This is a genomic window from Klebsiella variicola, from assembly GCF_000828055.2.
GTDB classification, from domain to species: domain Bacteria; phylum Pseudomonadota; class Gammaproteobacteria; order Enterobacterales; family Enterobacteriaceae; genus Klebsiella; species Klebsiella variicola.
Map to the genome: position 1 here is coordinate 2117322 of NZ_CP010523.2, position 25244 is coordinate 2142565.

The following is a 25244-nucleotide window of genomic DNA, read 5'->3' on the forward strand; positions in this document are numbered from 1 at the left end:
GCATTGGTCATTTCCACGTCATCCTTCGGGATGCCTCTGTGTTGGCTGCGTTCATTTACCCCGGTCACGTACTGCCTGTACGCTCCCGGGGATTCATTCACTTGCCGCCTTGACGCATGCCGAATGATTTTGTGGAAGAATTAAAAATTCAGAGACAAAAAAACCCGCCGCAGCGGGTTTTTATGCTCGGCTCGATTAATGTTCGAACATAGCAGAGATAGATTCTTCATTGCTGATACGGCGAATAGCTTCAGCCAGCATACCGGAGAGCGTCAGAGTACGCACTTTATCCAGCGCTTTAATTTCGGGTGCCAGCGGAATGGTATCGCAAACGACAAATTCATCAATCACAGAGTTTTTGATGTTCTGGATAGCGTTACCGGAGAAGATCGGGTGCGTTGCATAAGCGAATACGCGTTTCGCGCCACGCTCTTTCAGCGCTTCTGCCGCTTTACACAGGGTGCCGCCGGTGTCGATCATATCGTCGACCATCACGCAGTCACGACCAGCCACGTCGCCGATGATATGCATCACCTGGGAGACGTTGGCGCGCGGACGGCGCTTGTCGATGATAGCCATATCGGTATCATTCAGCAGTTTAGCGATAGCGCGGGCACGCACGACGCCGCCGATGTCCGGAGAAACCACAATCGGGTTGTCCAGGTTCAGCTGCAGCATATCTTCCAGCAGGATTGGGCTGCCGAACACGTTATCAACTGGCACATCGAAGAAGCCCTGGATCTGTTCTGCGTGCAGGTCAACGGTCAGCACGCGGTCAACGCCGACGCTGGACAGGAAATCTGCCACCACTTTCGCGGTGATTGGCACACGAGCAGAACGAACACGACGGTCCTGGCGAGCATAACCGAAGTAAGGGATAACGGCGGTGATACGACCTGCCGAAGCACGACGCAGAGCATCAACCATAACAACCAGTTCCATCAGGTTGTCATTGGTGGGAGCACAAGTGGACTGGATGATGAAAATATCACCACCGCGTACGTTTTCATTGATTTGTACGCTGACTTCGCCGTCGCTAAAACGACCTACAGCGGCGTCGCCAAGAGAAGTGTACAGGCGGTTGGCAATACGTTGTGCTAGTTCCGGGGTGGCGTTACCAGCAAAAAGCTTCATATCAGGCACGAGAAGAACCTCAGGCATGCGTCCAGTGGTGGATGAGTGGGCCAATAATGTGCGGGCTGGCGCCATTCGATCCAGTCGGTGTATTTAAAGAGCACGATGCAACGTCTGGAACAGGGTGACGTTGTCACCGTAACTCAATTTCCCCGGTTGACTCGTTATCGTTGCGCCATCACGGCGCAGGATTCAGAGCAGGGCCTGCTTGAGCGGCGAAAGGTTAACTCCGCGCGCCACAAAGCCGTTTAGCCATGCCGGGGCAGTGTCCAGCACCTGACGGGCAGCGGATTCGGTGTTAAATTCAGCAAACACACAGGCCCCTGTGCCGGTCAGGCGTGACGGCGCATATTCTAACAGCCAGGAAAGCGCTGCATCAACCTCGCGAAAACGTTTTCTTGCGATAAGCTCGCAATCGTTGCTGAATTCACAATTTAATAACGTATTAATTGACCGGCGCGGGGTATTTCGTGGTAGCTCCGGATCGCGAAAAATGACTGGCGTCGGAATACTGACCCCCGGGTGCGCCACCAGGTACCATTTTTCCTCGGGCTCCACCGGTGTCAGAATTTCGCCGACTCCCTCGGCAAAGGCGGCATGGCCGCGCACGAAGACCGGCACATCGGCCCCCAGCTGAAGGCCCAGGGTCGCCAGCTCCTCTTCCGAGAGACCGCAGCCCCAGAGATGGTTGAGCGCCACCAGCACGGTGGCGGCATTGGATGAGCCGCCGCCCAGGCCGCCGCCCATCGGCAGGCGCTTGTCGACACTGATATCGGCGCCGCTACCCGCCGGCAGGCGGTCGCTTTCGCTGGCGGCACGCATCAGCAGACGCGCAGCGCGAACGATCAGGTTCTCCTCGTCCGGCACGCCGGCCACCGGCGTCAGCAGGCGCAGTTGACCGTCAGTTCGCGGTTCGATGGTCAAGGTGTCGCCATAGTCGAGAAACTGAAACAGCGTCTGCAGGGTATGGTAACCATCGGCCCGCTGGCCGGTGATATATAAAAACAGATTCAGTTTTGCAGGAGAGGGCCAGCGGCTCATCATTTCACGATCCAGTTATCCATCTTCAGCTTGATGCGCTGAGCGCCATTGTTCAGCTCGACATTAGACGGCAGGGCTGGCTGGGTATCGCTGGTGTAGCCGCCGTAGGTGACGTGCCAGGTTTTGCCATTTTGCGTGTAGTTAAGTTCACGCAGACGGTACTGATCGTCCAGCGAATAGTCGGTGGCGTCGCCCGGCAGGCCGATGATCCACTGGCGCAGGCTGTTCAGCGGGATCGGCATCCCGGTCAGGCGGCCGATCATCTCTTCGGCATCGGTGGCGGTGTAGGTCTGGCCTTTGTTATCGATCAGCTGCACGCTGCCTGGCTGCGCGGTCAGCGACAGCTCGGTGCTGCCCAGCGGGTTGGTCAGCAGCAGGCGATAGCGGTCCTGGCCGGTCTGTTGCCAGAAGAAGCGAGCATAGACTTTTTGCTCATCGGAAAGATAGGCAAACGCCCCGCGAGTCTGGAACTGGTTGAGGCTGCGAACAGCCTGTTGGTGCTGACGCCACTGCGGCGAATCCGGGCTTTTGCCAGGCCCTTGCGGCGTATGAAGAGAACAGGCGGTGAGGACGAGGCTGGCCAGCGGCAGCAAGCGGAACAGTCGATTCATAATGATGACAAATCCTTGATGTCTACAGGGAAAAACGGCGGCAGGGGAACAGCGGGCCGATTTGTGTAGCAGGTTACATTTATAACCCTTAATGCTAGCGTCGCCGGGCGATAGCGTCTACGTTCAAGTTGTCTGAAATCAAAAAATTAACGTTAATGGCGGTCTTGCTTTGGCTATTACTCCAAAAGGGGAGCCTCTCTTTTATTGATTACGCGCATCCTGTATGATGCACTCAGACTAACCTTAGCAACGCTGGTACTACTCCCTCACAATGACCCTTTTAGCTCTTGGCATCAATCACAAAACAGCGCCGGTCGACCTGCGAGAACGTGTGACGTTTTCGCCGGAAACGCTCGATCAGGCGCTGGAGAGCTTGCTGGCTCAGCCGATGGTGCAGGGGGGGGTAGTGCTGTCGACCTGCAACCGCACGGAACTCTATCTCAGCGTCGAAGAGCAGGACAATCTGCAGGAAGCGCTGATCCGCTGGCTGTGCAACTATCACGGCCTCAACGAAGAAGACCTGCGTAAGAGCCTCTACTGGCACCAGGATAATGACGCCGTCAGCCATCTGATGCGCGTCGCCAGCGGCCTCGATTCGCTGGTGCTGGGCGAGCCGCAGATCCTCGGCCAGGTGAAAAAAGCGTTTGCTGATTCCAGCCGCGGTCATCTGAACGTCAGCGAACTGGAGCGGATGTTCCAGAAGTCGTTCTCGGTGGCAAAGCGTGTGCGTACCGAAACCGATATCGGCGCCAGCGCCGTTTCCGTCGCGTTCGCCGCCTGTACCCTGGCGCGGCAAATCTTTGAATCGCTCTCCAGCGTCACCGTGTTACTGGTCGGCGCCGGTGAAACCATCGAACTGGTGGCGCGCCATCTTCGCGAACATCACGTGCGCAAAATGGTGATTGCCAACCGCACCCGCGAACGCGCCCAGGCGCTGGCGGACGAAGTGGGCGCCGAGGTGATTGCCCTCAGCGATATCGACGAACGGCTGAAAGAGGCCGACATTATTATCAGCTCCACCGCCAGCCCGCTGCCGATCATCGGCAAAGGCATGGTGGAGCGCGCGCTTAAGGCGCGGCGTAACCAGCCGATGCTGCTGGTGGATATCGCCGTTCCGCGCGATGTCGAACCGGAGGTCGGCAAACTGGCCAACGCCTACCTGTACAGCGTCGACGATCTGCAAAACATCATTCAGCACAACCTGGCGCAGCGTAAGGCCGCGGCGGTGCAGGCGGAATCGATCGTCGAGCAGGAGACCAGCGAATTTATGGCCTGGCTGCGCGCGCAGAGCGCCAGCGAGACGATTCGCGAATACCGTTCTCAGTCTGAGCAGGTCCGTGAGGAGCTGACCGCGAAGGCGCTGGCCGCGCTGGAGCAGGGCGGTGATGCCCAGGAAATTATGCAGGATCTGGCCCGCAAGCTGACCAACCGCCTGATCCACGCGCCAACCAAATCTCTTCAGCAGGCCGCCCGTGACGGGGACGACGAACGCCTGCATATTCTGCGCAACAGCCTCGGGCTGGAATAGCGCACCTTTCTCTTATTTTCAGGACAGGGTGAATTCACGCCTATGAAGTCTTCTATTGTTGCCAAACTGGAAGCGTTGTACGAGCGCCATGAAGAAGTGCAGGCGCTGCTCGGCGATGCCGCGACGATTGCCGATCAGGATAAATTCCGCGCGCTGTCGCGGGAATATGCTCAACTGAGCGATGTGGCGCGCTGCTATACCGACTGGCGTCAGGTGCAGGAGGATATCGAAACTGCGCAGATGATGCTCGACGATCCGGAGATGCGCGAAATGGCGCAGGAAGAGCTGCGTGACGCCAAAGAAAAAGGCGACCAGCTGGAGCAACAGCTGCAGGTGCTGCTGTTGCCGAAAGATCCCGATGACGAGCGTAACGCTTTCGTGGAAGTGCGCGCCGGAACCGGCGGTGACGAAGCGGCGCTGTTTGCCGGCGATCTGTTCCGCATGTACAGCCGCTATGCGGAATCGCGTCGCTGGCAGGTGGAGATCCTCAGCGCCAACGAAGGTGAACACGGCGGTTTCAAAGAGGTGATCGCCAAATTCAGCGGCGACGGCGTTTACGGTCGGCTGAAATTTGAATCCGGCGGCCATCGCGTGCAGCGTGTGCCGGCCACCGAATCGCAGGGGCGTATTCATACCTCCGCCTGCACCGTGGCGGTGATGCCGGAGCTGCCGGAAGCCGAAATGCCGGACATTAACCCGGCGGATCTGCGCATCGATACTTTCCGCTCCTCCGGCGCGGGCGGTCAGCACGTCAACACCACCGACTCAGCTATCCGTATTACTCACCTGCCGACCGGCATCGTGGTGGAGTGTCAGGACGAACGTTCCCAGCATAAAAACAAAGCCAAGGCGTTGTCAGTGCTGGGGGCGCGTATCCGCGCCGCCGAAGTGGCCAAGCGTCAGCAGGCGGAAGCCTCCACGCGCCGTAACCTGCTGGGCAGCGGCGATCGTAGCGACCGTAACCGCACTTACAATTTCCCACAGGGGCGCGTGACCGACCACCGCATCAACCTGACGCTTTATCGTCTGGATGAAACCATGGAAGGCAAACTCGATATGCTGATTGAGCCAATTGTTCAGGAATATCAGGCCGATCAGCTGGCGGCGCTGTCCGAGCAGGAATGATGACCTTTCAGGCCTGGCTGCAGCAGGCGATCGCCCGGCTGCGTGAAAGCGACAGCCCGCGACGCGATGCCGAGATCCTGCTGGGACATGTTACCGGCCGGGCGCGCACCTGGATTTTGGCCTTCGGCGAAACGACGCTGTCCGCTGACGAGGCGACGACGCTGGAGGCGCTCCTGCAGCGACGTCAGCGCGGAGAACCTATTGCCCACCTGATTGGGCAGCGTGAGTTCTGGTCGCTGCCGCTGTTCGTCTCCCCGGCGACGCTGATCCCCCGACCGGATACCGAGTGTCTGGTGGAGCAGGCGCTGGCGCGACTGCCTGCCGTGCCGTGCCGTATTCTCGACCTCGGCACCGGGACCGGCGCCATTGCTCTGGCGCTGGCCAGCGAGCGTCCGGATTGCGAGGTCACCGCGGTGGATGTGATGCCGGACGCCGTGGCGCTGGCACTGCGCAATGCCGCTCATCTGGACATCGCTAACGTGACGATACGGCAAAGCGACTGGTTTAGCGCGCTGGCCGGGCAGCGTTTTGCCATGATCGTCAGTAATCCACCCTATATCGACGCCGCCGACCCGCATCTCGCCGAGGGCGATGTGCGCTTTGAGCCGTTGACGGCGCTGGTTGCTGCCGATCAGGGGCTGGCGGATCTGGCGCAGATTATCCGCGAGGGACGGCAGTATCTGCTGCCCGGCGGCTGGATGCTGCTGGAGCATGGCTGGACCCAGGGCGAGGCGGTTCGCGCCCTGTTCCGCGAAGCGGGCTATCTCGACGTCGCGACCTGTCGCGACTATGGCGACAATGAACGTCTGACTCTCGGACGTTTACCCGACATGGAGAACGTTGGCTGATGAACTTATTCACGGCTGTCCTCTACCTGCACATCGCCAGCGTGGTGGTGTCGGTAGGATTGTTCGTTTTACGTTACTGGTGGATGTATCATCAGAGCCCGCTGCTGAACCAGCGGTGGGTGCGAATTGCGCCGCACTGCAGCGATACGCTGCTGTTTCTCAGCGGTGCGGGTTTAATGGCGATAACGCACTACCTGCCGTTCACCGAAGACGGCGCATGGCTGACTGAAAAGCTGTTTGGCGTTATCATTTACATCGCATTAGGTTTTATCGCGCTGGGCCGCCGTCGTCCGCGCAGCCAGCAGAGCCGTTTTATCGCGTTCCTGCTGGCGCTGGTGGTGTTGTTTATTATCATTCAACTCGCCATCACAAGAATACCGATACTGGGGTAGGGCATGGGGTCATTAGCGGATTTCGAATTTAACAAAGCGCCATTGTGTGATGGCATGGTCCTCATTTCTGAACAGGTCCGCGACGATTTTCCGTCGCGTTTTGTCGAGGAAGAGCTGCAGCGGCTGCTGCGCCTCGCGCAGGAGGAGATTGCGCCGTCGTGGGACCAGGAGCGCCAGATAGAACGCCTGCTGGCGCTGTTTTACGACGAGTGGGGCTTTGGCGCTTCGCAGGGCATTTATCGTCTTTCCGACGCGTTATGGCTGGATAAAGTGCTGGTCAACCGTCAGGGGAGCGCGGTGTCGTTAGGCGCGATCCTGCTGTGGATCGCCCAGCGCCTGGCGCTGCCGGTGGTGCCGGTGATCTTCCCGACCCAAATGCTGTTGCGTGCGGATCCGGAAACCAGCGAAGAGATGTGGCTGATTAATCCGTTTAACGGCGAGACCCTCGACGAACATACCCTGGAGGTATGGCTGAAGGGCAACATCGGGCCGGTGGCGGAACTGTTTAATGAAGATCTCGACGAAGCGGATAACGCCGAGGTGATCCGCAAGCTGCTGGACACCCTGAAGTCGGCGCTGATGGAAGAGCGGCAGATGGAGCTGGCTCTGCGCGCCAGCGAAGCGCTGCTGCAGTTTAACCCGGAAGATCCGTATGAGATCCGCGACCGCGGGCTGATATACGCCCAGCTGGACTGCGATCACGTGGCGCTGTTGGATCTGAGCTATTTCGTTGAGCAGTGCCCGGAGGATCCGATCAGTGAGATGATCCGCGCGCAGATCAACACGATTTCGCACAAACAAATTACATTGCATTAGTCTGGAACCATTCCGGTTACACCCTGATAAGGCGAACTTATGAAACAAAAAGTGGTTAGCATTGGTGATATCAACGTAGCAAACGACCTGCCGTTCGTGCTGTTCGGCGGGATGAACGTGCTGGAGTCGCGCGACCTGGCGATGCGCATCTGCGAACATTACGTCACCGTTACGCAGAAGCTTGGCATCCCCTACGTCTTCAAAGCCTCCTTTGATAAAGCCAACCGTTCCTCCATCCACTCCTATCGTGGTCCGGGTCTGGAAGAAGGGATGAAGATTTTCCAGGAGCTGAAGCAGACCTTTGGCGTGAAAATCATCACCGACGTTCATGAAGCCAGCCAGGCGCAGCCGGTGGCTGACGTGGTGGACGTGATCCAGCTTCCGGCCTTCCTCGCGCGCCAGACTGACCTGGTGGAAGCGATGGCCAAAACCGGGGCGGTGATCAACGTCAAGAAGCCGCAGTTCGTCAGCCCGGGTCAGATGGGCAATATCGTCGATAAGTTTATCGAAGGCGGTAACGACAAAGTGATCCTCTGCGACCGCGGCGCTAACTTCGGTTACGACAACCTGGTCGTGGATATGCTCGGCTTCGGCGTGATGAAGAAAGCCTCCAACAACTCGCCGGTTATCTTCGACGTCACCCACGCGCTGCAGTGCCGCGACCCGTTTGGCGCCGCTTCCGGCGGTCGTCGTGCGCAGGTGAGCGAGCTGGCCCGCGCCGGTATGGCGGTGGGTATCGCCGGTCTGTTTATCGAAGCGCATCCGGATCCGGACCACGCGAAATGCGACGGCCCGTCCGCGCTGCCGCTGGATAAACTGGAGCCGTTCCTCAAGCAGATGAAAGCGATTGACGATCTGGTGAAAAGCTTCGACGAGCTGGATACCAGCAAGTAAGCCTGACCGCATCACTGAAAAAGCCTGCCGGTGTTAACACCGGCAGGCTTTTTTTTCGCCCGGACTCCGCCGGGCGGGTAAGCGGGGTCAGGCGAAAATGGTCATCAGATAGGCGGCGAACAGCGCCAGGTGGGCCGCGCCGTTCAGCACATTGGTGCGCCCGGTGGAGAAGGAGATATGGCACAGCACCAGCGAGGCGACCATCACCACCATCTCCGGGGCGCCAAGGCCAAAGCGCAGCTCATTGCCGGTCAGGAAGGCGATGAGGGTGACCACCGGGACCGTCAGCGAGATGGTGGCCAGTACGGAGCCGAAAAACAGGTTCATCGCCCGCTGTACCTGATTGTTGAGCACCGCTTTGAGGGCGCCAAGGCCTTCCGGCGACAGGATCAGCAGGGCCACCAGGAAGCCGGTAAAGGCCACCGGGGCGTTCATGCTGGTCAACAGCGTTTCCAGCGGATTGGCGTTCATTTTGGTGACCGCGATCACTGCCACCAGGTGCACCAGCAGCCAGGCGGTATGCCACCCGCTGCTGTGGGCAGACGGTTTACCGTGGTGCGGGTCGTCATCGTCGCTGTCGTCTTCATGCTCATAAACAAACAGACTCTGATGGGTTTTGGTTTGAATCAGCAGGAAAACGCCGTACATGGCCGCCGAGATCACCGCCACCAGCAGCGATTGCCCGGTGCTGAAGTTTGCGCCCGGCAGCGCCATCGGAAACACCAGCACGATAATCGCCAGCGGAAACAGGGCGATAAGATACTGCTTAATGCCGAACAGATTCATATATTGGGTGGCAAATTTACGCCCGCCCAGCAGCAGAGAGAAACCGACCAGACCGCCGGTGACGATCATAATAATGGAGTAGAGCGTATCACGCATCAGGGTCGGCGCGGCGTCACCGGTGGCCATTAACGCCGAGATCAGACTGACCTCAAGGATAACCACCGACAGGCTGAGGATCAGGGAGCCATAGGGCTCGCCCAGGCGGTGGGCGAGGACGTCGGCGTGGCGGACCACGCTGAAGGCGCTGCTTAAAATACCGACCAGCGCGAGGATATTAATTGCGATAACCACTGGCAGTGACTGGCTGCTGCCCCAGAAAAACAGCACCGCCAGCGCCAGCACCGGAAAGACGAGGGAAGACTCCTTATGGCGGGTTTTTACCGCCTCATGTGCATGGGTCATGAACCATCTCCATTTATGCAGGTGTTATAATTATAAAAACGTAGGGCGGTAAAGTAACAGATTTTGATAAATTACCGCTGGTTTTTTACTTAAATTTACGGGTATCGAGTGATATCTTGATTAGTTTATTATAATTTATGTTTACCACTATTTAGTTCTTACTATTCAGATAATTACTAAAATAATTTTTCTACTCATTTTGACCTTGATAGCCAGCCGCTTGCGTACCAGACTTAAATTTAATGCTCAAACAGGAGGTCAGTATGCCCTATCGCAATAAACAAGAACTCCCCGACAGCGTTCAGCATGTTCTGCCTGCTCATGCGCAGGAAATTTATAAAGAAGCGTTTAACAGCGCCTGGGATCAATATAAAGATAAAGATGAGCGGCGCGATGACGCCAGCCGCGAAGAGACGGCGCACAAAGTCGCCTGGGCGGCGGTGAAGAACAGTTACGAGAAAGGCGATGATGATAAGTGGCATAAGAAAAAATAATTGCTGACGCCGCTTTTATGCTTGCCAGCGCCCCGCTGATTGCTTATTGAAGGATAAAGCTGGATAATATTTCAGCAATATTGACGGATGCATGAGACGAACGCCGGGAAGCGGGCAGTGGCGGAGGTAGTAAACAGTGTTAACTCGTGATTTCTTAATGAATGCGGATTGTAAGACAGCGTTTGGCGCTATTGAGGAATCGCTACTCTGGTCGGCAGAACAACGTGCAGCCTCGCTGGCGGCGACGCTGGCCTGCCGCCCGGATGATGGCTCAGTATGGATCTTTGGCTACGGTTCGCTTATCTGGAACCCGGCGCTCAATTATCGCGAGTCCTGCACCGGTACGCTGCCGGGCTGGCACCGTGCGTTTTGCCTGCGGTTGACCGCCGGGCGCGGTAGCGCCTGCCAGCCGGGACGTATGCTCGCTCTCAAAGAGGGCGGCCGAACCACCGGCGTCGCCTATCGTTTGCCTGACGACACGCTGGAAGAAGAGCTGACCCTGCTGTGGAAGCGGGAGATGATCACCGGCTGCTATCTGCCCACCTGGTGCAAGCTGGAGCTGGACGACGGACGGACGGTGAATGCCCTGGTGTTTATTATGGATCCGCGCCATCCACTGTTTGAACCGGATACCAGCGCCCAGGTTATCGCCCCGCTGATCGCCCGGGCCAGCGGGCCGCTCGGCACCAACGCCCAGTATCTGTTTTCGCTCGAGCAGGCGCTAAGCAAGCTGGGGATGCACGACGCCAGTCTCGATGACCTGGTGGCCAGCGTACGCGCGCTGTTGGGCGAGAGTCCGACGCCGGGCCTGGCCTGAGCGCGCGCAAAAGAAAACGCCCGGCATGGCCGGGCGTCCGATTGCTGACCAGTAAGGAAAAAGCGTGGTTTTTCCTTACTGGTGGTTATCAGCCGAAAATCAATAAATTGATTTTCCCTGTTATTTTTCTGGTGCAATCTGCAAGCACAATGATTGCATGAGGTTTGTCATGAATCTCACGCCCGGCACGGCCGGGCGTATGTTCTGATAGTAACTGTCAGGCTGGCACGTAGCTGATGGAGTGCTCCAGTGACTGGCTGTGACTGTCGATAAGCACGTTCCAGGTGCCGCTGTAGGGCACCGTCAGATAGGCGCTATCCCGATCCTGCACGCTCAGAATATCCGCATGGCTATCGCCCGGGACCTTCGCGCTCATTAGATGAATATGGCAGCGCTCTGAACACCGCACCACCAGTGTGTCACCACCAAATAACGTCAAACTTGCTTTAACCATCGCCATTTTTGTACCCCGTTTCTGTCCCGCTACAGCATCCTGCCCACCCAGTCCTCGCGTGATATTGTTCACACTTTGCTCTGTGCATCACACCAAACGGCGCGGGCCGGGATGCTGATTTTGATCAAAAAAAGGGATAAAGATTAAACAAAAATGACGTTGTTCCTGAAAGCATTCAGCTAACGTTTTTTTTGTCTCTTCAAGCGCCAATACGTGACATTTCATCCCGTTCGACGGCCTACATTCAGAAGGTCAGCACTTTATCTGCCGCCAGCGTCCACTGGGCCAGCTCAACCAGAGTACCGACCTCCACGCCGTCAATCAGCGGTAGCGCGCTGACGCCGCGGCCGTCCGCGCAGGTTTTGCACAACTTCACCGGCACCTGCTGGGCGGTGAGGATCTCCAGCATCTGTTGCACATTGTATCCTTCCGCCGGCTTCTGCCCGCGCAGCCCGGCGGTGACGGCGTCGGACATCAGAAACAGCTTGAGATCGAGGTCGGACTGTTGCTCGCGCAGGGCAATGGCCAGGCGCAGGCTGTTGAACAGGGATTCGCTGCCATAGGCGGCGCCGTTGGCGATAATCACAATACGTTGCATACAAACTCCTTCTTAAAGGCACGGTTATTGCTTTACCGCAGTATAAAGCGTTAACCCGGAGGAGGGGTATGAATAATACGACTGGTCACGCGCACGATGAGACGGCCTGGCTGCAGCTGGCGCGTCGCCTGCAAAAACAACAACTTCAGCAGCTTAGCCAACTGGGGGAACTGGCCAGCCAGCTCAGCGCGCTGGTGCATATGCTGCAGTGCGAGCGCGGGGCGTCGAATATTTTTCTTTGCTCGGGCGGCCAACTGTATGCGGCGGAGTGTCGGGCGGGCGGGGCGCTGGTTGATGAGCGGTTAGCGCTGTTCTATGCCAGTCTCGAACGGGCACGTACGGTCGCCGGCAGCGCGCTGTGCTGGCGCATTGCCAGGGCGGTTGGCGATCTGCTGCAGCTTCCGGCGCTGCGCGAGCAGATCGCCCGCCGGCAGATTGCCGCGGAAGCCGCGACGGAGCAGTTCAGCCGTGTCATCCGCCATCTGCTGAACATCGTCCCGCAGCTCAATGACAGCATTGACGATCCGCCTGTGGCCGGCCGCATGGTCGCCCTGTACAGCTTTATGCAGGGTAAAGAGCTGGTGGGTCAGGAGCGCGCGCTGGGCGCTCTGGGCTTTACCCGCGGCGAGTTCAGCGACAGCCTGCGCCAGCAGCTGGTGGACCGTATTGACGGTCAGCAGCCCTGCTTCGATAGCTTTCAGGCGCTGGGCAGCCCGGCGACCGTCCAGCTGTTTATCACCCAATGCCAGGCCGGCCTGGACATTGAGCAACTGCGGCGGATCGCCTGTACCCGCCAGCCGGCCGCCGACGGCGGGGAAACGGCGCTGCGCTGGTTTGGCCTGCAAACCCAGCGGCTTGAACACCTGCGCGAAGTGGAAGAGCAATTGATCGACGATCTGCTGAACGCCACCGACGCGCTGTTAGTGGACGACGCGCCTGGCTGGCTGGCCGGCGAGGAAGTCGATACCCTGACTCCGCATCTGGATAAACAGCTGCTGCCGCTGGTGCGCCAGCAGGCCTATGAGCTGCAGCAGCTCTCCAGCCAGCTGGCCTCGCTGAAAGACGCGCTCGAAGAACGCAAGCTGATCGAAAAAGCGAAAAGCCTGCTGATGACGCACCAGGGAATGCAGGAGGAGCAGGCCTGGCAGACGCTGCGCAAGATGGCCATGGACAAAAATCAGCGCATGGTTGAGATAGCCCGCGCGCTGCTGATGGTGAAGGCGATTTGGCCGCTAACACCAAAGGAGTAGATGCACAATCGATGGGCATTCTCTGCCTGTCGGCGGTGCACTTTTACGTGAAAAACCGGCCAATGTTGGGAAAAAGCCTGCCAGCGCGCGATTGCCAAAGCTGGCATCCCGTTTGCATTACTTATTGAGTGAATAAAAGTCCGGACAACGAACCAATGGCGGTTCGGGTGTCCGTGGATAAAGGCGTCCTGCAGTGCGTATGCACTGTCGGACGCTTTTTTTTTTGCGCGTGGTGGAGCGGATATGAGCGACAAGTTTTCAATTTCCCGGCGGCGCTTGCTGCAGGCAGGGGCCGCGCTGGGCGGCGCGATGCTGCTGCCGGGGGTGATGCAGGCCGCATGGGCCGGCGGATCGGACAAACCGGAGCAAACCCGCGTGCGGGTCGGATTTATTCCGCTGACCGATTGCGCGCCGCTGGCTATCGCCGCGGCGAAGGGGTTTGACAAAAAGTATGGCATCACCCTGGTGGCGAGTAAGGAAGCCAGCTGGGCGGCGGTGCGCGACAAGCTGGTGGCCGGTGAGCTGGACGCGGCGCATATTCTCTACGGCCTGCTGTACGGTCTTGAACTGGGGATCGCCAGCAAGCCGCAGGCGATGGCTAATCTGATGACCCTCAACCGCAATGGTCAGGCCATCACCCTCTCCAGCGAACTGCAGGAGAAAGGGGTAACCGACCTCAGCGGGCTGAAACGGCTGATCGACCGCAGCGCACCGGGCAGCTACACCTTCGCCCATACCTTTCCCACCGGCACCCATGCCATGTGGCTCTACTACTGGCTGGCGAGCGCCGGTATCGATCCCTTTAACGATGTGCGCACCGTCGTGGTGCCGCCGCCGCAGATGGTGATGAACATGCGCATCGGCAATATGAGCGGCTTTTGCGTCGGCGAGCCGTGGAACGCGCGCGCCATTAACGACCGCATTGGCTTCACCGCGGCCACTTCCCAGGATATCTGGCCCGAGCATCCGGAAAAGGTGCTGGGCACCCGTCGCGACTGGGTGGAACGTAACCCGAACACCGCCCGCGCGCTGGTGGCGGCCCTGATGGAGGCGCAGCGCTGGATCGCCGCCTCGCCGGAGAACACTCAGGAGACGGCCCGCCTGCTCGCCAGACGCGGCTGGCTCAATACCAAGGAACAGTACCTCACCGGCCGGATGCTGGGGGAGTATGACAACGGTCTCGGCCGCCGCTGGCAGGATGCCCATCCGATGCGCTTCTGGGCCGGGGGCGAGGTGAGTTTCCCCTGGCTGTCGGACGGAATGTGGTTCCTCACCCAGTTCCGCCGCTGGGGGTTGCTGAAGCAGGCTCCGGATTACCTCGCGGTGGCGTCGCGCATTAACCGCATCGACGTCTGGCAGGCTGCCGCCCAGGCGGTCGGCGGGATCAGCACCCCGGCAGCCACGATGCGTAACAGCACACTGATGGACGGTACGGTCTGGAACGGGTCTGACCCGGAAGGCTACGCCCGCCATTTTGCCATTCAACGTAAGGGGGCATGAGATGAAGCAGGCACAACGTAAGCAACCGGTCGTCAGCGTGGAGAACGCGCCTGGCGAAGTGATTATCCTGCCGCCGGTGCAGGTCCGGCGCACCACGCCAACCGTCACGCGCTGGCTGCGTGAGCTCATTCAGCGCCTGCTGCCCCCGCTGTTGGGGTTGGGGGTGCTGCTGCTGGCCTGGCAGCTGGCGGCGATGCACAGCAAAGGTTTTCCCACGCCGCTGAGCACGCTGGACTCGGCGCTGACGCTGTTTGCCGATCCGTTCTATCAGGACGGGCCCAATGACATGGGCATCGGCTGGAACGTGCTGGCCTCCCTGCAGCGCGTGGCGGTGGGCTTCGGCCTGGCGGCGCTGGCGGGCATTCCGCTGGGGTTTTTGATCGGCCGTTCGCTGTTCTTCGCCCGCATGTTTAATCCGCTGATTGCCCTGCTGCGCCCGGTCAGCCCGCTGGCCTGGCTGCCGATTGGCCTGCTGCTGTTCCAGAAGGCGGAGCCGGCCTCCAGCTGGACCATTTTTATCTGCTCCATCTGGCCGATGGTGATCAACACCGCGGAAGGCGTGCGGCGGATCCCGCAGGACTATCTCAATGTCGCCCGCGTCCTCCAGCTCTCGGAGTGGACGGTGATGCGCAAAATTCTCTTTCCGGCAGTGCTGCCGGCGGTGCTCACCGGCGTGCGTCTCTCCATCGGCATCGCCTGGCTGGTGATCGTGGCGGCGGAAATGCTCACCGGCGGGCTGGGGATCGGCTTCTGGATCTGGAACGAGTGGAACAACCTCAATGTGGAAAACATCATCATCGCCATCGTCATTATCGGCGTCGTCGGCCTGCTGCTGGAGCAGGGTCTGATGCTGCTCGCCCGCCGCTTTAGCTGGCAGGACAAATAAGGAGCCAACATGAAACCATTAATTCAGGTGCAGGCCGTCAGCCAGCGCTTTAACACCGCCAGCGGCGAGTTCCTGGCGCTGCAGAATGTTTCCTTCGATATCGTCGAAGGGGAGACCATCAGTCTGATCGGCCACTCGGGCTGCGGAAAATCGACCCTGCTGAATCTGATCGCCGGGATCACGACGCCCACCGAGGGCGGACTGCTGTGCGATAACCGGGAAATCGCCGGGCCCGGGCCGGAGCGGGCGGTGGTTTTCCAGAACCACTCGCTGCTGCCGTGGCTGAGCTGTTTCGATAATGTGGCGCTGGCGGTGGATCAGGTGTTCCGTCGCACCATGAGCAAGAGTGAGCGCCGGGAGTGGATCGAACACAACCTGGCGCGCGTGCAGATGGGGCATGCGCTGCACAAACGTCCCGGGGAGATCTCCGGCGGTATGAAGCAGCGGGTAGGTATCGCCCGGGCGCTGGCGATGAAGCCGAAGGTGCTGTTGCTTGATGAGCCCTTCGGTGCCCTGGACGCGCTGACCCGCGCCCACCTCCAGGACACGGTGATGCATATTCAGCAGGAGCTTAATACTACCATCGTCATGATCACCCACGACGTTGATGAAGCGGTGCTGCTCTCGGATCGGGTGCTGATGATGACCAACGGTCCGGCGGCGACGGTCGGTGAGATCCTCGCGGTCGATCTGCCGCGTCCGCGTCACCGCGTTCAGCTGGCGGACGACAGCCGGTATCACCATCTGCGCCAGCAGATCCTGCATTTTTTGTATGAAAAACAGCCGAAAGCGGCGTGAGGAGGCGGTCATGACGCGGCGACTGGTGGTGATCGGTAACGGCATGGCAGCCACCCGACTGGTGCAGCGACTGGTTGAGCGCGACCCCGCGCAGTTTGCCATTACTGTCGTCGGCGACGAGCCGCATCCGGCCTATAACCGCATTCAGCTCTCGCCGCTGCTGGCTGGCGAAAAAACGGCGGCGCAGCTCCCGTTGCTGCCGGCGGAGTGGTACACCCGGCACGGGGTGTGCCTGCGGTCCGGCGAGGCGGTCGATGAAGTCGATGTTGAGCAACGGCGGCTGCGCATCGCGGAAACCTGGCTACCGTGGGACGAGCTGGTGTTCGCCACCGGTTCGCGGCCCTTTATCCCGCCGCTGCCGGGCAGTGATCGTCCGCAGGTTATCCCCTTCCGCACCCTGGCGGACGTGGAACGTATTCTGGCGATACCCGGGCCGGCGGTGGTGATTGGCGGTGGGGTTCTGGGTGTGGAAGCGGCGGCGGCGCTGCGTCGCCACGGCGGGGAGGTCACTCTTCTGCATCGTGGCAGCGGATTAATGGCGCCGCTGACCGACGCTTTTGCCGCCGATGAGCTCAGGCAGCAGCTTGAAGCGCGCGGCATCCGCTGTGTGCTGGAATGCCGGATCGCCGCCATCGAAGAGGATGGCGTGCGGCTGGCGGACGGGCGCGCTTTCCGTGCCGCCAGAGTGGTGCTGGCCGCCGGCGTGCAGCCTAACAGCCGTCTGGCGGCGCAGAGCGGCGTGCTGTGTCAGCGGGGGATCGTGGTTGACCGCCAGATGGCCGCCTCGCTGCCGGGGATCAGCGCCGTCGGGGAATGTTGCGAAATTGACGGCCAGACCTGGGGGCTGGTGGCTCCCTGCCTGCGCCAGGCCGAGGTACTGGCGGATCGCCTGTGCGGCGCCCCCGGTGAGGGCTTTGTCTGGCAGGACGCCGGGACCCGCCTGAAGGTTACCGGCATTGAACTCTTTAGCGTCGGGGAGCAGCAGGCCGGCGAACAGGATGACATCTATACCAGCTGGGACCCCATCGATCGCCACTACCGTCGCCTGCTGCTGCGCGACGGCCGCCTGCGCGGCGTGCTGCTGATGGGCGACTGCACCGCCGCCGCCGCGCTCACCGCGCGCCTGGAAAGCGACGAGCCCGCCACCGCGGACTGGCTTTTTGACCCCTCTTCAACGCAGCCGCAGGCTGCAGGAATAATGACGATGACGAAACCTGTATTAGTGCTGGTGGGACATGGCATGGTCGGCCACCATTTTCTCGAACAATGCGTGAGCCGCAACCTGCATCAGCAATATCGAATCGTGGTGTTTGGCGAAGAGCGTTACGCCGCCTACGACCGGGTCCATCTCTCCGAATATTTCGCCGGGCGCAGCGCTCAATCGCTGTCGCTGGTGGCCGATGATTTCTTTCACCAGCACGGCATCGAACTCCGCCTCGGCGAGGCGGTGGCGACGATCGACCGCGACGCGCGGCTGGTGCGAGACGCCGAGGGACATGAAACCCACTGGGATAAACTGGTGCTGGCGACCGGCTCCTATCCCTTTGTTCCGCCGATCCCTGGCAACGATCTCGACGGGTGCTTTGTCTACCGCACTCTTGACGATCTCGACCGTATCGCCGCCCATGCCGCCGCGGCGAAGACCGGAGTGGTTATCGGCGGCGGCCTGCTCGGGCTGGAGGCGGCTAACGCCCTGAAACAGCTGGGGCTGGACACGCACGTAGTGGAGTTTGCCCCGAACCTGATGGCCGTCCAGCTGGATAACGGCGGGGCGGCGATGCTGCGGGAGAAGATCGTCGCCCTCGGCGTGGGGGTGCATACCAGCAAAGCGACCACCGCCATCGTGTGCGAGGCCGACGGCCTGCGGCTGAACTTTGCCGACGGCGGCGCGCTGCGGACCGACATGGTGGTCTTCTCGGCGGGGATCCGTCCGCAGGACGCGCTGGCCCGCGGTTGCATGCTGCAGGTGGGCGAACGCGGGGGCATTCACATCGACGGCCAGTGCCGCACCTCTGACCCGGACGTGCTGGCGATAGGCGAATGCGCCCTGTGGGACAATAAAATTTACGGTCTGGTGGCGCCGGGCTATCAGATGGCGCGTATCGCCGCGGCCACCCTCGCGGGAGAAGACGCCTGCTTTAGCGGCGCCGACATGAGTACCAAACTGAAGCTGCTGGGGGTGGACGTCGCCTCATTTGGCGATGCGCAGGGGCGCACGCCGGGCTGCCAGAGCTATCAATGGACCGACGGTCCGCAGCAGGTGTACAAAAAAATCGTCGTCAGTCAGGACGGCAAAACCCTGCTTGGCGGCGTGCTGGTGGGGGAGGCCAGCGACTATGCCACGCTGCTGCAGATGATGCTGAACGGCATGGCGCTGCCGCCGCGTCCGGAGAGCCTGATCCTGCCCGCGCTGGAGGGCGCCGCGCCGAAGGCGCTCGGCGTCGCGGCGCTGCCCGACAGCGCGCCGATCTGCTCCTGCCATAATGTCAGCAAAGGCGATATCTGCCAGGCGGTGAACAATGGGGCGGGGGATATGGCGGCGATAAAAAGCTGCACCAGAGCGGCCACCGGCTGCGGCGGCTGCAGCGCGCTGGTGAAACAGGTGATGGAGTACCAGCTGGCGGAGCAGGGCGTCGAAGTGAAAAAAGACGTCTGCGAGCATTTCCCGTGGTCGCGCCAGGAGATTTACCACCTGGTACGGGTCAATCATATCCATACCTTCGAGCAGCTCATTAGCCGCTACGGCCAGGGACACGGCTGTGATGTCTGCAAACCGCTGGTGGCCTCGGTGCTGGCTTCCTGCTGGAACGAGTACCTGCTGAAGCCGGCGCACCTGCCGCTGCAGGATACCAACGACCGCTATTTCGCCAATATTCAGAAGGACGGGAGCTATTCGGTGGTGCCGCGGATGGCGGCGGGGGAAGTGACGCCGGACGGGCTGATCGCTATCGGGCAGATCGCCAAACGTTACCAGCTTTACAGCAAAGTGACCGGCGGCCAGCGTATCGATCTGTTTGGCGCGCGGCTGGAACAGCTGCCGGCTATCTGGCGCGAGCTGGCCGACGCCGGGTTTGAAACCGGCCACGCCTACGGCAAGTCGCTGCGCACGGTGAAATCCTGCGTCGGCTCAACCTGGTGTCGCTACGGCGTGCAGGACTCCACCGGGCTCGCCGTGCGGCTCGAGCATCGCTATAAAGGGCTGCGCGCCCCGCACAAAATCAAGATGGCGGTCTCCGGCTGCACCCGCGAATGTGCCGAAGCCCAGGGGAAAGATATCGGGGTGATTGCCACCGATAAAGGCTGGAATCTGTACGTCTGCGGCAACGGCGGGATGAAACCGCGTCACGCCGACCTGTTTGCCAGCGATCTCGACGAAGCGACGCTGATCCGCAGCATCGATCGTCTGCTGATGTTCTATATCCGTACCGCCGATCGCCTGCAGCGGACCAGCACCTGGATGGATAACCTGGAGGGCGGCGTCGCCTATCTGCGGCAGGTGGTGCTGGAGGATAGTCTCGGCATTGGCGAGGAGCTGGAGCAGGAGATGGCCCGGATCGTCGACAGCTACCAGTGCGAGTGGCAGACCACCCTCAACGATCCGCAGCGTCTGGCGCTGTTCCGCTCCTTCGTGAACAGCGACCAGCCGGACGAGGCGGTGCAGCGTCACGAGCTGCGTGGTCAGCCGCAGCTGTTGCTGACTGAGACGTTGCCCGAGGGCGAACTCCCATCCCGGCCGTGGCAGGCGGTATGCGACCTTGACGCCATCCCGGCGCAGGCGGGGATCGGCGCCCGCTTAGGGGAGCGGCAGATTGCCCTGTTCCGCTTTGGCGATCGGGTCTACGCCCTGGACAACCGCGAGCCGGGCAGCGCGGCCAACGTGCTGTCACGCGGGCTGTTAGGGGACGTCGGCGGCGAGCCGGTGGTGATCTCCCCGCTGTACAAACAGCGGATCCGCCTGCGTGACGGCTGGCCGTGCGACGGCAGTGAACAGGCGGTACGCGCCTGGCCGGTGAAAGTGGAAAACGGCAAAGTGTGGGTGGGCAGCCAGCAGCTGCTGGCCCGAGCGGAGGCCTCCTGATGCAGACCATCCGAACGACCTGCCCCTACTGCGGCGTAGGCTGCGGGGTGCTGGCGAGCGTGGACGACGCGGGGCAGGTGAGCGTGCGCGGCGACGATCAGCACCCGGCCAACCTCGGCCGCCTGTGCGTCAAAGGGGCGGCCCTCGGGGAGACCACGGGCCTGGCGGGGCGGCTGCTGGCGCCGGAGGTCGACGGCCAGCAGGTAGCCTGGCCGCAGGCGCTGGCGGAGACCGCTGCGCGTCTGCAACAGGTTATCGACCAGCACGGCCCGCAGGCGGTGGCCTTCTACGCCTCTGGCCAGCTGTTAACCGAGGATTACTATGCCGCCAACAAGCTGATGAAGGGATTTATCGGCGCGGCGAACATCGACACCAATTCGCGGCTGTGCATGTCGTCGGCGGTGACCGGCTACAAACGGGCCTTTGGCGCCGATGTGGTGCCCTGTAGCTATGAGGATGTGGAAAACAGCGATCTGGTGGTGCTGGTCGGCTCGAACGCCGCCTGGGCGCACCCGGTGCTGTTCCAGCGGCTGGCGCAGGCGAAGCGGGATAATCCCCGACTGCGGATCGTGGTGATCGACCCCCGGCGCACCGCCACCTGCGAGATCGCCGACCGCCATCTGGCGCTGGCCCCGGGGAGCGACGGTGGGCTGTTCGTGGGGCTGCTTAACGCCGTGGCGCAGGCCGGAGCCTGCATCGACGGCTTTCGCGATGGCTCACAGGCGCTGGCCGAGGCGAGAGGCTGGGACGTGGCGAAGGTAGCGGATTTTTGCGGCCTGACTGTCGATGAGGTGGCGGCCTTCTATCGCGAGTTTATCGCCGCCCCGCGGGCGATCACCCTCTACACCATGGGAATCAATCAATCCGCCAGCGGCAGCGACAAATGTAACGCCATCATCAACGTCCATCTGGCCAGCGGGAAGTATGGCCGCCCCGGCTGCGGCCCCTTTTCGCTGACCGGTCAACCCAACGCCATGGGCGGCCGCGAAGTCGGCGGGCTGGCGACGATGCTGGCCGCGCACATGGATTTTGTGCCAGACGATCTGCAGCGGCTGGCCCGCTTCTGGGGGACGGAACGGCTGGCGCAGACCCCAGGGCTGACCGCCGTGGAGCTGTTTGCCGCCATTGGCCGCGGCGAGGTCAAAGCGGTGTGGATCATGGGCACCAACCCGGTGGTGTCGCTCCCTGACAGCCACGCGGTGAGCCAGGCGCTGGCCGCCTGTCCGCTGGTGATCGTCTCGGATGTCGCCGCCCAGACCGATACCGGACATTTCGCCCACATCCGCTTTCCGGCGCTGGCCTGGGGCGAGAAGAATGGCACGGTCACCAACTCGGAGCGGCGGATCTCCCGTCAGCGCAGCTTTCTGCCGCCGCCGGGGGAGGCGAAAGCGGACTGGTGGATCATCGCCAGAGTGGGGCAGGCGCTGGGGTATCGCGAGGCGTTTGCCTGGCAGCATCCGCATGACGTCTTCCGCGAGCATGCGGCGCTGTCCGGTTTCGAAAACGACGGTCAGCGGGCGTTTGATATCGGCGCGCTGGCGGATCTCAGCCGTGAGGCGTGGGAGGCTATGGCGCCGGTGCGCTGGCCGGTCAGTCGCAGCGAGGCCGCCTGGGATATCGCGCGCGGCTGGCATGGCGATGGCAGGCTGCGGATGGTGCCGGTGACGCCTCAACCGACCCGGGCGACCACCGATGTCTTTTATCCGCTGATCCTCAACAGCGGGCGGATCCGCGATCAGTGGCACACCATGACCCGTACCGGCGCGGTGCCGCGGCTGATGCAGCATATTGCGGAGCCGGTGGTGGAGGTGACGCCGCAGGATGCCGTTCGCTACCAGCTTCCCGCCGACGGGCTGGCGCGGATCTGGTCGCGGCATGGGGTGATGGTGGCGAAAGTGACGATCAGTGAAGGGCAGCGCCCCGGCTCGCTGTTTGTTCCGATGCACTGGAACAATCAGTTTGCCCGTCAGGGGCGGGTGAATAACCTGCTGGCCGCCGTCACCGACCCGTATTCCGGCCAGCCGGAAAGTAAACAGGCGGCGGTGGCCATCGCCGCCTGGCAACCGGCCTGGCACAGCGAGCTGCTTTGTCGCGAACCGCTGCCGTTTCCAGCGGCCTGGCACTGGCGGCGGCGGGCAGCGCCTGGCGTGCTGCACTATTCGCTGGCCGGGGAGGCGTCTGCCCGACAGTGGATCAGCGCGTGGTGCGCCCGGCGCGGCTGGCAGCTACAGGTGGCTGACGGCGGCGCGGTATGGAACCTGCTGGCCTGGCATCAGGGGAGTCTGATGCTCGGCTGGTGGAGCGATGCGCGCGAGCCGGCGGTGGATAGCGTATGGATAAGCGCCGCCTTTGCCGCGCCGCCGTCCGATGCCGTCCAGCGACATGCGTTGCTTAGCGGCCGACCGGGCGCCGCCGTCGCCCCGCGGGGGCGGATCGTCTGTAGCTGCTTTGGCGTGGGGGAACGGTCAATTAACGAGGCTATCGCCAGCGGCTGCGCCAGCGTCGGGGCGCTGGGTGGAAAGCTGAAATGCGGGACCAACTGCGGCTCCTGCGTGCCGGAACTCAACGCGCTGCTGGCGGCGCAACGAACCCGAACCCAGGCGTAACGGTGGCGCGCAGCGACGGCTCCGGTTGGGCGACACCTTGCCCAACCGGTTTCAGTATATTCCTGGAATTGCCCACAGGGCTGCGGGAGCAGGGAAAAAACGATAAACTAACATTTCTTCCCATTTTTGTGAGCCTGCTCAAAATCTGTTGATGCCTGTGTCCTTCCGTTTGTTGCCAACGTTCACCTGTCTCCTGCTGCTGCCGGGCGTTCCCGTCTGGGCGCTGACCGCCAGCGAGACGACCCGCCCCACGCCAGCGCAAGATCCGCTGCCCGATATGGGGATTGCTCCCCAGGTCGATGACGACGCCCGGCACTTTGCTGAGGTGGCGAAGAAGTTTGGCGAGGCCAGCATGAGCGATAACGGCCTGACGGCGGGCGAGCAGGCGCAGCTGTTCGCCATCAGTAAAATCGGCAATGAAGTGAGCCATCAGCTGGAGAGCTGGCTCTCGCCGTGGGGCAACGCCAATGTCGACCTGCTGGTCGATAAAGAGGGCAAATTCACCGGCAGTAAAGGGAGCTGGTTCGTGCCGTTGCAGGATAACGACCGTTACCTGACGTGGAACCAGTATTCGGTGACCCGGCGCGAGAACGATCTGGTGGGCAACATCGGGCTTGGTCAGCGCTGGCGGGTCGGCGGCTGGCTGCTGGGCTATAACTCGTTTTACGACAAAGTGTTGAGCGAAAGCCTGGCGCGCGGCAGCGTCGGCGCGGAGGCGTGGGGAGAATATCTTCGCCTGTCGGCAAACTATTACCATCCGCTGGGCGACTGGCAACTGCGCGATAATCAGACTCAGGAGCAGCGGATGGCCGCAGGGTATGACGTCACCGCCCAGGCGCGGCTACCGTTCTACCAGCACATTAATACCAGCGTCAGCGTCGAACAGTACTTCGGCGATAGCGTCGATCTTTTTCACACCGGTACCGGCTACCATAACCCGGTAGCCGTCTCCGTTGGGCTCAATTACACCCCGGTCCCGCTGGTCACCGTTACCGCTAAGCATAAGCAGGGGGAAAATGGCGTCAGCCAGAACAATGTGGGCCTGAAGCTAAACTATCGCTTTGGCGTCCCCCTTAAGCAGCAGCTGGCCGCAGACGAGGTAGCGATCAGCAATTCGCTGCGCGGGAGCCGCTTCGATAGTCCGGAGCGGGATAATCTGCCGGTGGTGGAGTATCGTCAGCGCAAAAATCTGACGGTCTATCTGGCCACGCCGCCCTGGGATCTGCAGTCCGGGGAGACGGTGCAGTTGAAGCTGCAGATCCATAGTCTGCATGGCATCAAGGCGCTGCACTGGCAGGGTGACACCCAGGCCCTCAGCCTGACGCCGCCGGTGGATGCCAGCAGCGCGGATGGCTGGAGCGTCATTATGCCGGTGTGGAACAGTGAACCGGGCGCCGCGAACCGCTGGCGCCTGTCGGTGGTGGTGGAGGATAAACAGGGGCAGCGCGTCTCCTCCAATGAGATCGCTCTGGCGCTGACCGAGCCGCTGGTCAAGTTCACCACGCCAGGCGTCTCCTGGACGGACTCGCCTTAGAAAATTCTCTCCTGGTGGACCCATACCGCGGCTTCCACCCGGGATTTGAGCTTCATTTTCTTCAGCATGTGCTTCACGTGTACTTTGACGGTGCTTTCGGTGATATCCAGGCGACGGGCGATCATTTTGTTCGGTAGTCCCTGGGCGATCAGCTTGAGGATGTCGCGCTCGCGCGGGGTCAACTGGCTGATGTCGCGATCGGAGGTGGCGCGGTTGGCGCGCAGGCTGGCGGCCAGCACCGGGGTTAACGCCTCGCTTAACACCATCTCTCCGGCGGCGGCCTGCTGCAGGGCTTTCAGCAGATCTTCCGGCTCCATATCTTTCAGCAGATAGCCATCGGCGCCGCGCTTCAGGGCGGTGACAACGTCCTCTTCATGGTTGGAGACGCTAAAGACCACCACCCGGCCAGAAAGGGATTTCTCACGCAGTTTGTCCAGCGTTTCCAGGCCATTCATGCCCGGCATATTGAGGTCGAGCAGGATCAGGTCCGGATCCAGCGATTCCGCCAGCTCGATACCTTGCGCGCCATTGCTGGCCTCGCCAATCACCTGGATGTCCGGCGCCATGCTGATCAACTGTTTCACGCCGGTGCGCAGCATCGGATGGTCGTCAATGAGAAGGATGGTTGCCCGTTCCTGTTGACTCATGGGGG

22 protein-coding genes are annotated in these 25244 nt (G+C 61.2%); 15 read left to right on the forward strand and 7 right to left on the reverse strand.

Features of this window, described 5'->3' with window-relative positions:
- Positions 1-195 precede the first annotated feature (195 nt).
- The 3 genes from prs to lolB all read right to left on the reverse strand — a co-directional run bounded on the left by prs (position 196) and on the right by lolB (position 2786).
- Positions 196-1143, reverse strand: coding sequence for a ribose-phosphate diphosphokinase (gene prs, locus SP68_RS09895; RefSeq protein WP_002910407.1), 948 nt, complete (start codon positions 1141-1143; stop codon positions 196-198).
- A 183-nt stretch (positions 1144-1326) separates the two neighbouring features.
- The gene (gene ispE / locus SP68_RS09900; protein WP_012541338.1) at positions 1327-2175 is read right to left on the reverse strand and encodes a 4-(cytidine 5'-diphospho)-2-C-methyl-D-erythritol kinase; all 849 of its coding nucleotides are present in this window, start codon (positions 2173-2175) and stop codon (positions 1327-1329) included.
- A complete protein-coding gene (gene lolB / locus SP68_RS09905; RefSeq protein ID WP_008804385.1) occupies positions 2175-2786 on the reverse strand; it encodes a lipoprotein insertase outer membrane protein LolB in 612 nt (203 codons plus the stop codon). The genes ispE and lolB overlap by 1 nt, the downstream gene beginning before the upstream one ends.
- Before the next feature lie 271 nt (positions 2787-3057).
- Here lolB and hemA point away from each other — a divergent pair, with 271 nt between their 5' ends.
- From hemA to kdsA, 6 genes are read left to right on the forward strand one after another with little or no spacing between them, the layout of a single operon-like run.
- A complete protein-coding gene (hemA, locus tag SP68_RS09910; protein ID WP_012541339.1) occupies positions 3058-4314 on the forward strand; it encodes a glutamyl-tRNA reductase in 1257 nt (418 codons plus the stop codon).
- 42 nt (positions 4315-4356) lie between these two features.
- Entirely contained in the window at positions 4357-5439 is a 1083-nt protein-coding gene (gene prfA / locus SP68_RS09915) for a peptide chain release factor 1 (RefSeq protein ID WP_008804387.1), read from the forward strand.
- Positions 5439-6287: a peptide chain release factor N(5)-glutamine methyltransferase gene (prmC, locus tag SP68_RS09920; RefSeq protein WP_012541340.1), complete on the forward strand. Its 849-nt coding sequence runs from the start codon at positions 5439-5441 to the stop codon at positions 6285-6287. Before prfA ends, prmC begins: the two co-directional genes overlap by 1 nt.
- Positions 6287-6679 carry an invasion regulator SirB2 gene (sirB2, locus tag SP68_RS09925; RefSeq protein WP_008804389.1) on the forward strand — a complete coding sequence of 131 codons (393 nt, stop codon included), beginning with the start codon at positions 6287-6289 and terminating at the stop codon, positions 6677-6679. The genes prmC and sirB2 overlap by 1 nt, the downstream gene beginning before the upstream one ends.
- A gap of 3 nt (positions 6680-6682) precedes the next feature.
- Positions 6683-7495 carry an invasion regulator SirB1 gene (sirB1, locus tag SP68_RS09930; protein WP_008804390.1) on the forward strand — a complete coding sequence of 271 codons (813 nt, stop codon included), beginning with the start codon at positions 6683-6685 and terminating at the stop codon, positions 7493-7495.
- Positions 7496-7534: 39 nt separating this feature from the next.
- On the forward strand, positions 7535-8389 hold the full coding sequence (gene kdsA / locus SP68_RS09935) for a 3-deoxy-8-phosphooctulonate synthase (protein WP_002910393.1): 855 nt from the start codon (positions 7535-7537) through the stop codon (positions 8387-8389).
- Positions 8390-8476: 87 nt separating this feature from the next.
- Here the strand turns inward: kdsA and chaA are convergent, their stop codons facing one another.
- Positions 8477-9577, reverse strand: a complete 1101-nt coding sequence (chaA, locus tag SP68_RS09940) for a sodium-potassium/proton antiporter ChaA (RefSeq protein WP_008804391.1) — start codon at positions 9575-9577, stop codon at positions 8477-8479.
- A 263-nt stretch (positions 9578-9840) separates the two neighbouring features.
- On the opposite strand from chaA, the gene chaB reads away from it, so the two are divergent.
- Positions 9841-10071, forward strand: a complete 231-nt coding sequence (gene chaB / locus SP68_RS09945; RefSeq protein ID WP_008804392.1) for a putative cation transport regulator ChaB — start codon at positions 9841-9843, stop codon at positions 10069-10071.
- A 136-nt stretch (positions 10072-10207) separates the two neighbouring features.
- A complete protein-coding gene (locus tag SP68_RS09950; RefSeq protein WP_004203203.1) occupies positions 10208-10888 on the forward strand; it encodes a gamma-glutamylcyclotransferase in 681 nt (226 codons plus the stop codon).
- Between the two features lie 217 nt (positions 10889-11105).
- Here the strand turns inward: SP68_RS09950 and SP68_RS09955 are convergent, their stop codons facing one another.
- Both SP68_RS09955 and SP68_RS09960 read right to left on the reverse strand, forming a co-directional pair.
- Positions 11106-11348, reverse strand: coding sequence for a DUF1883 domain-containing protein (locus SP68_RS09955; RefSeq protein WP_002910387.1), 243 nt, complete (start codon positions 11346-11348; stop codon positions 11106-11108).
- Between the two features lie 238 nt (positions 11349-11586).
- Entirely contained in the window at positions 11587-11940 is a 354-nt protein-coding gene (locus SP68_RS09960) for a DsrE/DsrF/TusD sulfur relay family protein (protein ID WP_012541343.1), read from the reverse strand.
- 68 nt (positions 11941-12008) lie between these two features.
- On the opposite strand from SP68_RS09960, the gene nasR reads away from it, so the two are divergent.
- From nasR to SP68_RS09995, 7 genes are all read left to right on the forward strand, one after another.
- Positions 12009-13190 carry a nitrate regulatory protein NasR gene (nasR, locus tag SP68_RS09965; protein WP_008804394.1) on the forward strand — a complete coding sequence of 394 codons (1182 nt, stop codon included), beginning with the start codon at positions 12009-12011 and terminating at the stop codon, positions 13188-13190.
- Between the two features lie 243 nt (positions 13191-13433).
- Positions 13434-14690 (forward strand): CmpA/NrtA family ABC transporter substrate-binding protein, encoded by a 1257-nt coding sequence (locus SP68_RS09970; protein WP_023297843.1) that lies wholly within the window; start codon positions 13434-13436, stop codon positions 14688-14690.
- A 1-nt stretch (position 14691) separates the two neighbouring features.
- Positions 14692-15576: a nitrate ABC transporter permease gene (gene ntrB, locus SP68_RS09975; RefSeq protein WP_008804396.1), complete on the forward strand. Its 885-nt coding sequence runs from the start codon at positions 14692-14694 to the stop codon at positions 15574-15576.
- A gap of 9 nt (positions 15577-15585) precedes the next feature.
- Complete coding sequence (locus SP68_RS09980) at positions 15586-16374, forward strand: ABC transporter ATP-binding protein (protein WP_004145418.1); 789 nt, start codon at positions 15586-15588, stop codon at positions 16372-16374.
- Positions 16375-16384: 10 nt separating this feature from the next.
- The gene (gene nirB, locus SP68_RS09985; protein ID WP_077269395.1) at positions 16385-20452 is read left to right on the forward strand and encodes a nitrite reductase large subunit NirB; all 4068 of its coding nucleotides are present in this window, start codon (positions 16385-16387) and stop codon (positions 20450-20452) included.
- The gene (locus tag SP68_RS09990) at positions 20452-23058 is read left to right on the forward strand and encodes a nitrate reductase (RefSeq protein ID WP_040968630.1); all 2607 of its coding nucleotides are present in this window, start codon (positions 20452-20454) and stop codon (positions 23056-23058) included. The genes nirB and SP68_RS09990 overlap by 1 nt, the downstream gene beginning before the upstream one ends.
- A 151-nt stretch (positions 23059-23209) precedes the next feature.
- Positions 23210-24592: a YchO/YchP family invasin gene (locus SP68_RS09995; protein ID WP_022064968.1), complete on the forward strand. Its 1383-nt coding sequence runs from the start codon at positions 23210-23212 to the stop codon at positions 24590-24592.
- Here the strand turns inward: SP68_RS09995 and narL are convergent.
- Entirely contained in the window at positions 24589-25239 is a 651-nt protein-coding gene (gene narL, locus SP68_RS10000; protein ID WP_002910198.1) for a two-component system response regulator NarL, read from the reverse strand. The two genes, SP68_RS09995 and narL, sit on opposite strands and share 4 nt — an antisense overlap.
- Positions 25240-25244 lie beyond the last annotated feature (5 nt).

What these genes read in the sequence shown, in the direction of transcription:
- ispE (WP_012541338.1), bottom strand. Translation starts at nt 2,175, where the DNA reads ATGAGCCGCTGGCCCTCTCCTGCAAAACTGAATCTGTTTTTATATATC.
- lolB (WP_008804385.1), bottom strand. Translation starts at nt 2,786, where the DNA reads ATGAATCGACTGTTCCGCTTGCTGCCGCTGGCCAGCCTCGTCCTCACC.
- hemA (WP_012541339.1), top strand. Translation starts at nt 3,058, where the DNA reads ATGACCCTTTTAGCTCTTGGCATCAATCACAAAACAGCGCCGGTCGAC.
- prfA (WP_008804387.1), top strand. Translation starts at nt 4,357, where the DNA reads ATGAAGTCTTCTATTGTTGCCAAACTGGAAGCGTTGTACGAGCGCCAT.
- prmC (WP_012541340.1), top strand. Translation starts at nt 5,439, where the DNA reads ATGACCTTTCAGGCCTGGCTGCAGCAGGCGATCGCCCGGCTGCGTGAA.
- sirB2 (WP_008804389.1), top strand. Translation starts at nt 6,287, where the DNA reads ATGAACTTATTCACGGCTGTCCTCTACCTGCACATCGCCAGCGTGGTG.
- sirB1 (WP_008804390.1), top strand. Translation starts at nt 6,683, where the DNA reads ATGGGGTCATTAGCGGATTTCGAATTTAACAAAGCGCCATTGTGTGAT.
- kdsA (WP_002910393.1), top strand. Translation starts at nt 7,535, where the DNA reads ATGAAACAAAAAGTGGTTAGCATTGGTGATATCAACGTAGCAAACGAC.
- chaA (WP_008804391.1), bottom strand. Translation starts at nt 9,577, where the DNA reads ATGACCCATGCACATGAGGCGGTAAAAACCCGCCATAAGGAGTCTTCC.
- chaB (WP_008804392.1), top strand. Translation starts at nt 9,841, where the DNA reads ATGCCCTATCGCAATAAACAAGAACTCCCCGACAGCGTTCAGCATGTT.
- SP68_RS09955 (WP_002910387.1), bottom strand. Translation starts at nt 11,348, where the DNA reads ATGGCGATGGTTAAAGCAAGTTTGACGTTATTTGGTGGTGACACACTG.
- SP68_RS09960 (WP_012541343.1), bottom strand. Translation starts at nt 11,940, where the DNA reads ATGCAACGTATTGTGATTATCGCCAACGGCGCCGCCTATGGCAGCGAA.
- nasR (WP_008804394.1), top strand. Translation starts at nt 12,009, where the DNA reads ATGAATAATACGACTGGTCACGCGCACGATGAGACGGCCTGGCTGCAG.
- SP68_RS09970 (WP_023297843.1), top strand. Translation starts at nt 13,434, where the DNA reads ATGAGCGACAAGTTTTCAATTTCCCGGCGGCGCTTGCTGCAGGCAGGG.
- ntrB (WP_008804396.1), top strand. Translation starts at nt 14,692, where the DNA reads ATGAAGCAGGCACAACGTAAGCAACCGGTCGTCAGCGTGGAGAACGCG.
- SP68_RS09980 (WP_004145418.1), top strand. Translation starts at nt 15,586, where the DNA reads ATGAAACCATTAATTCAGGTGCAGGCCGTCAGCCAGCGCTTTAACACC.
- nirB (WP_077269395.1), top strand. Translation starts at nt 16,385, where the DNA reads ATGACGCGGCGACTGGTGGTGATCGGTAACGGCATGGCAGCCACCCGA.
- SP68_RS09990 (WP_040968630.1), top strand. Translation starts at nt 20,452, where the DNA reads ATGCAGACCATCCGAACGACCTGCCCCTACTGCGGCGTAGGCTGCGGG.
- SP68_RS09995 (WP_022064968.1), top strand. Translation starts at nt 23,210, where the DNA reads ATGCCTGTGTCCTTCCGTTTGTTGCCAACGTTCACCTGTCTCCTGCTG.
- narL (WP_002910198.1), bottom strand. Translation starts at nt 25,239, where the DNA reads ATGAGTCAACAGGAACGGGCAACCATCCTTCTCATTGACGACCATCCG.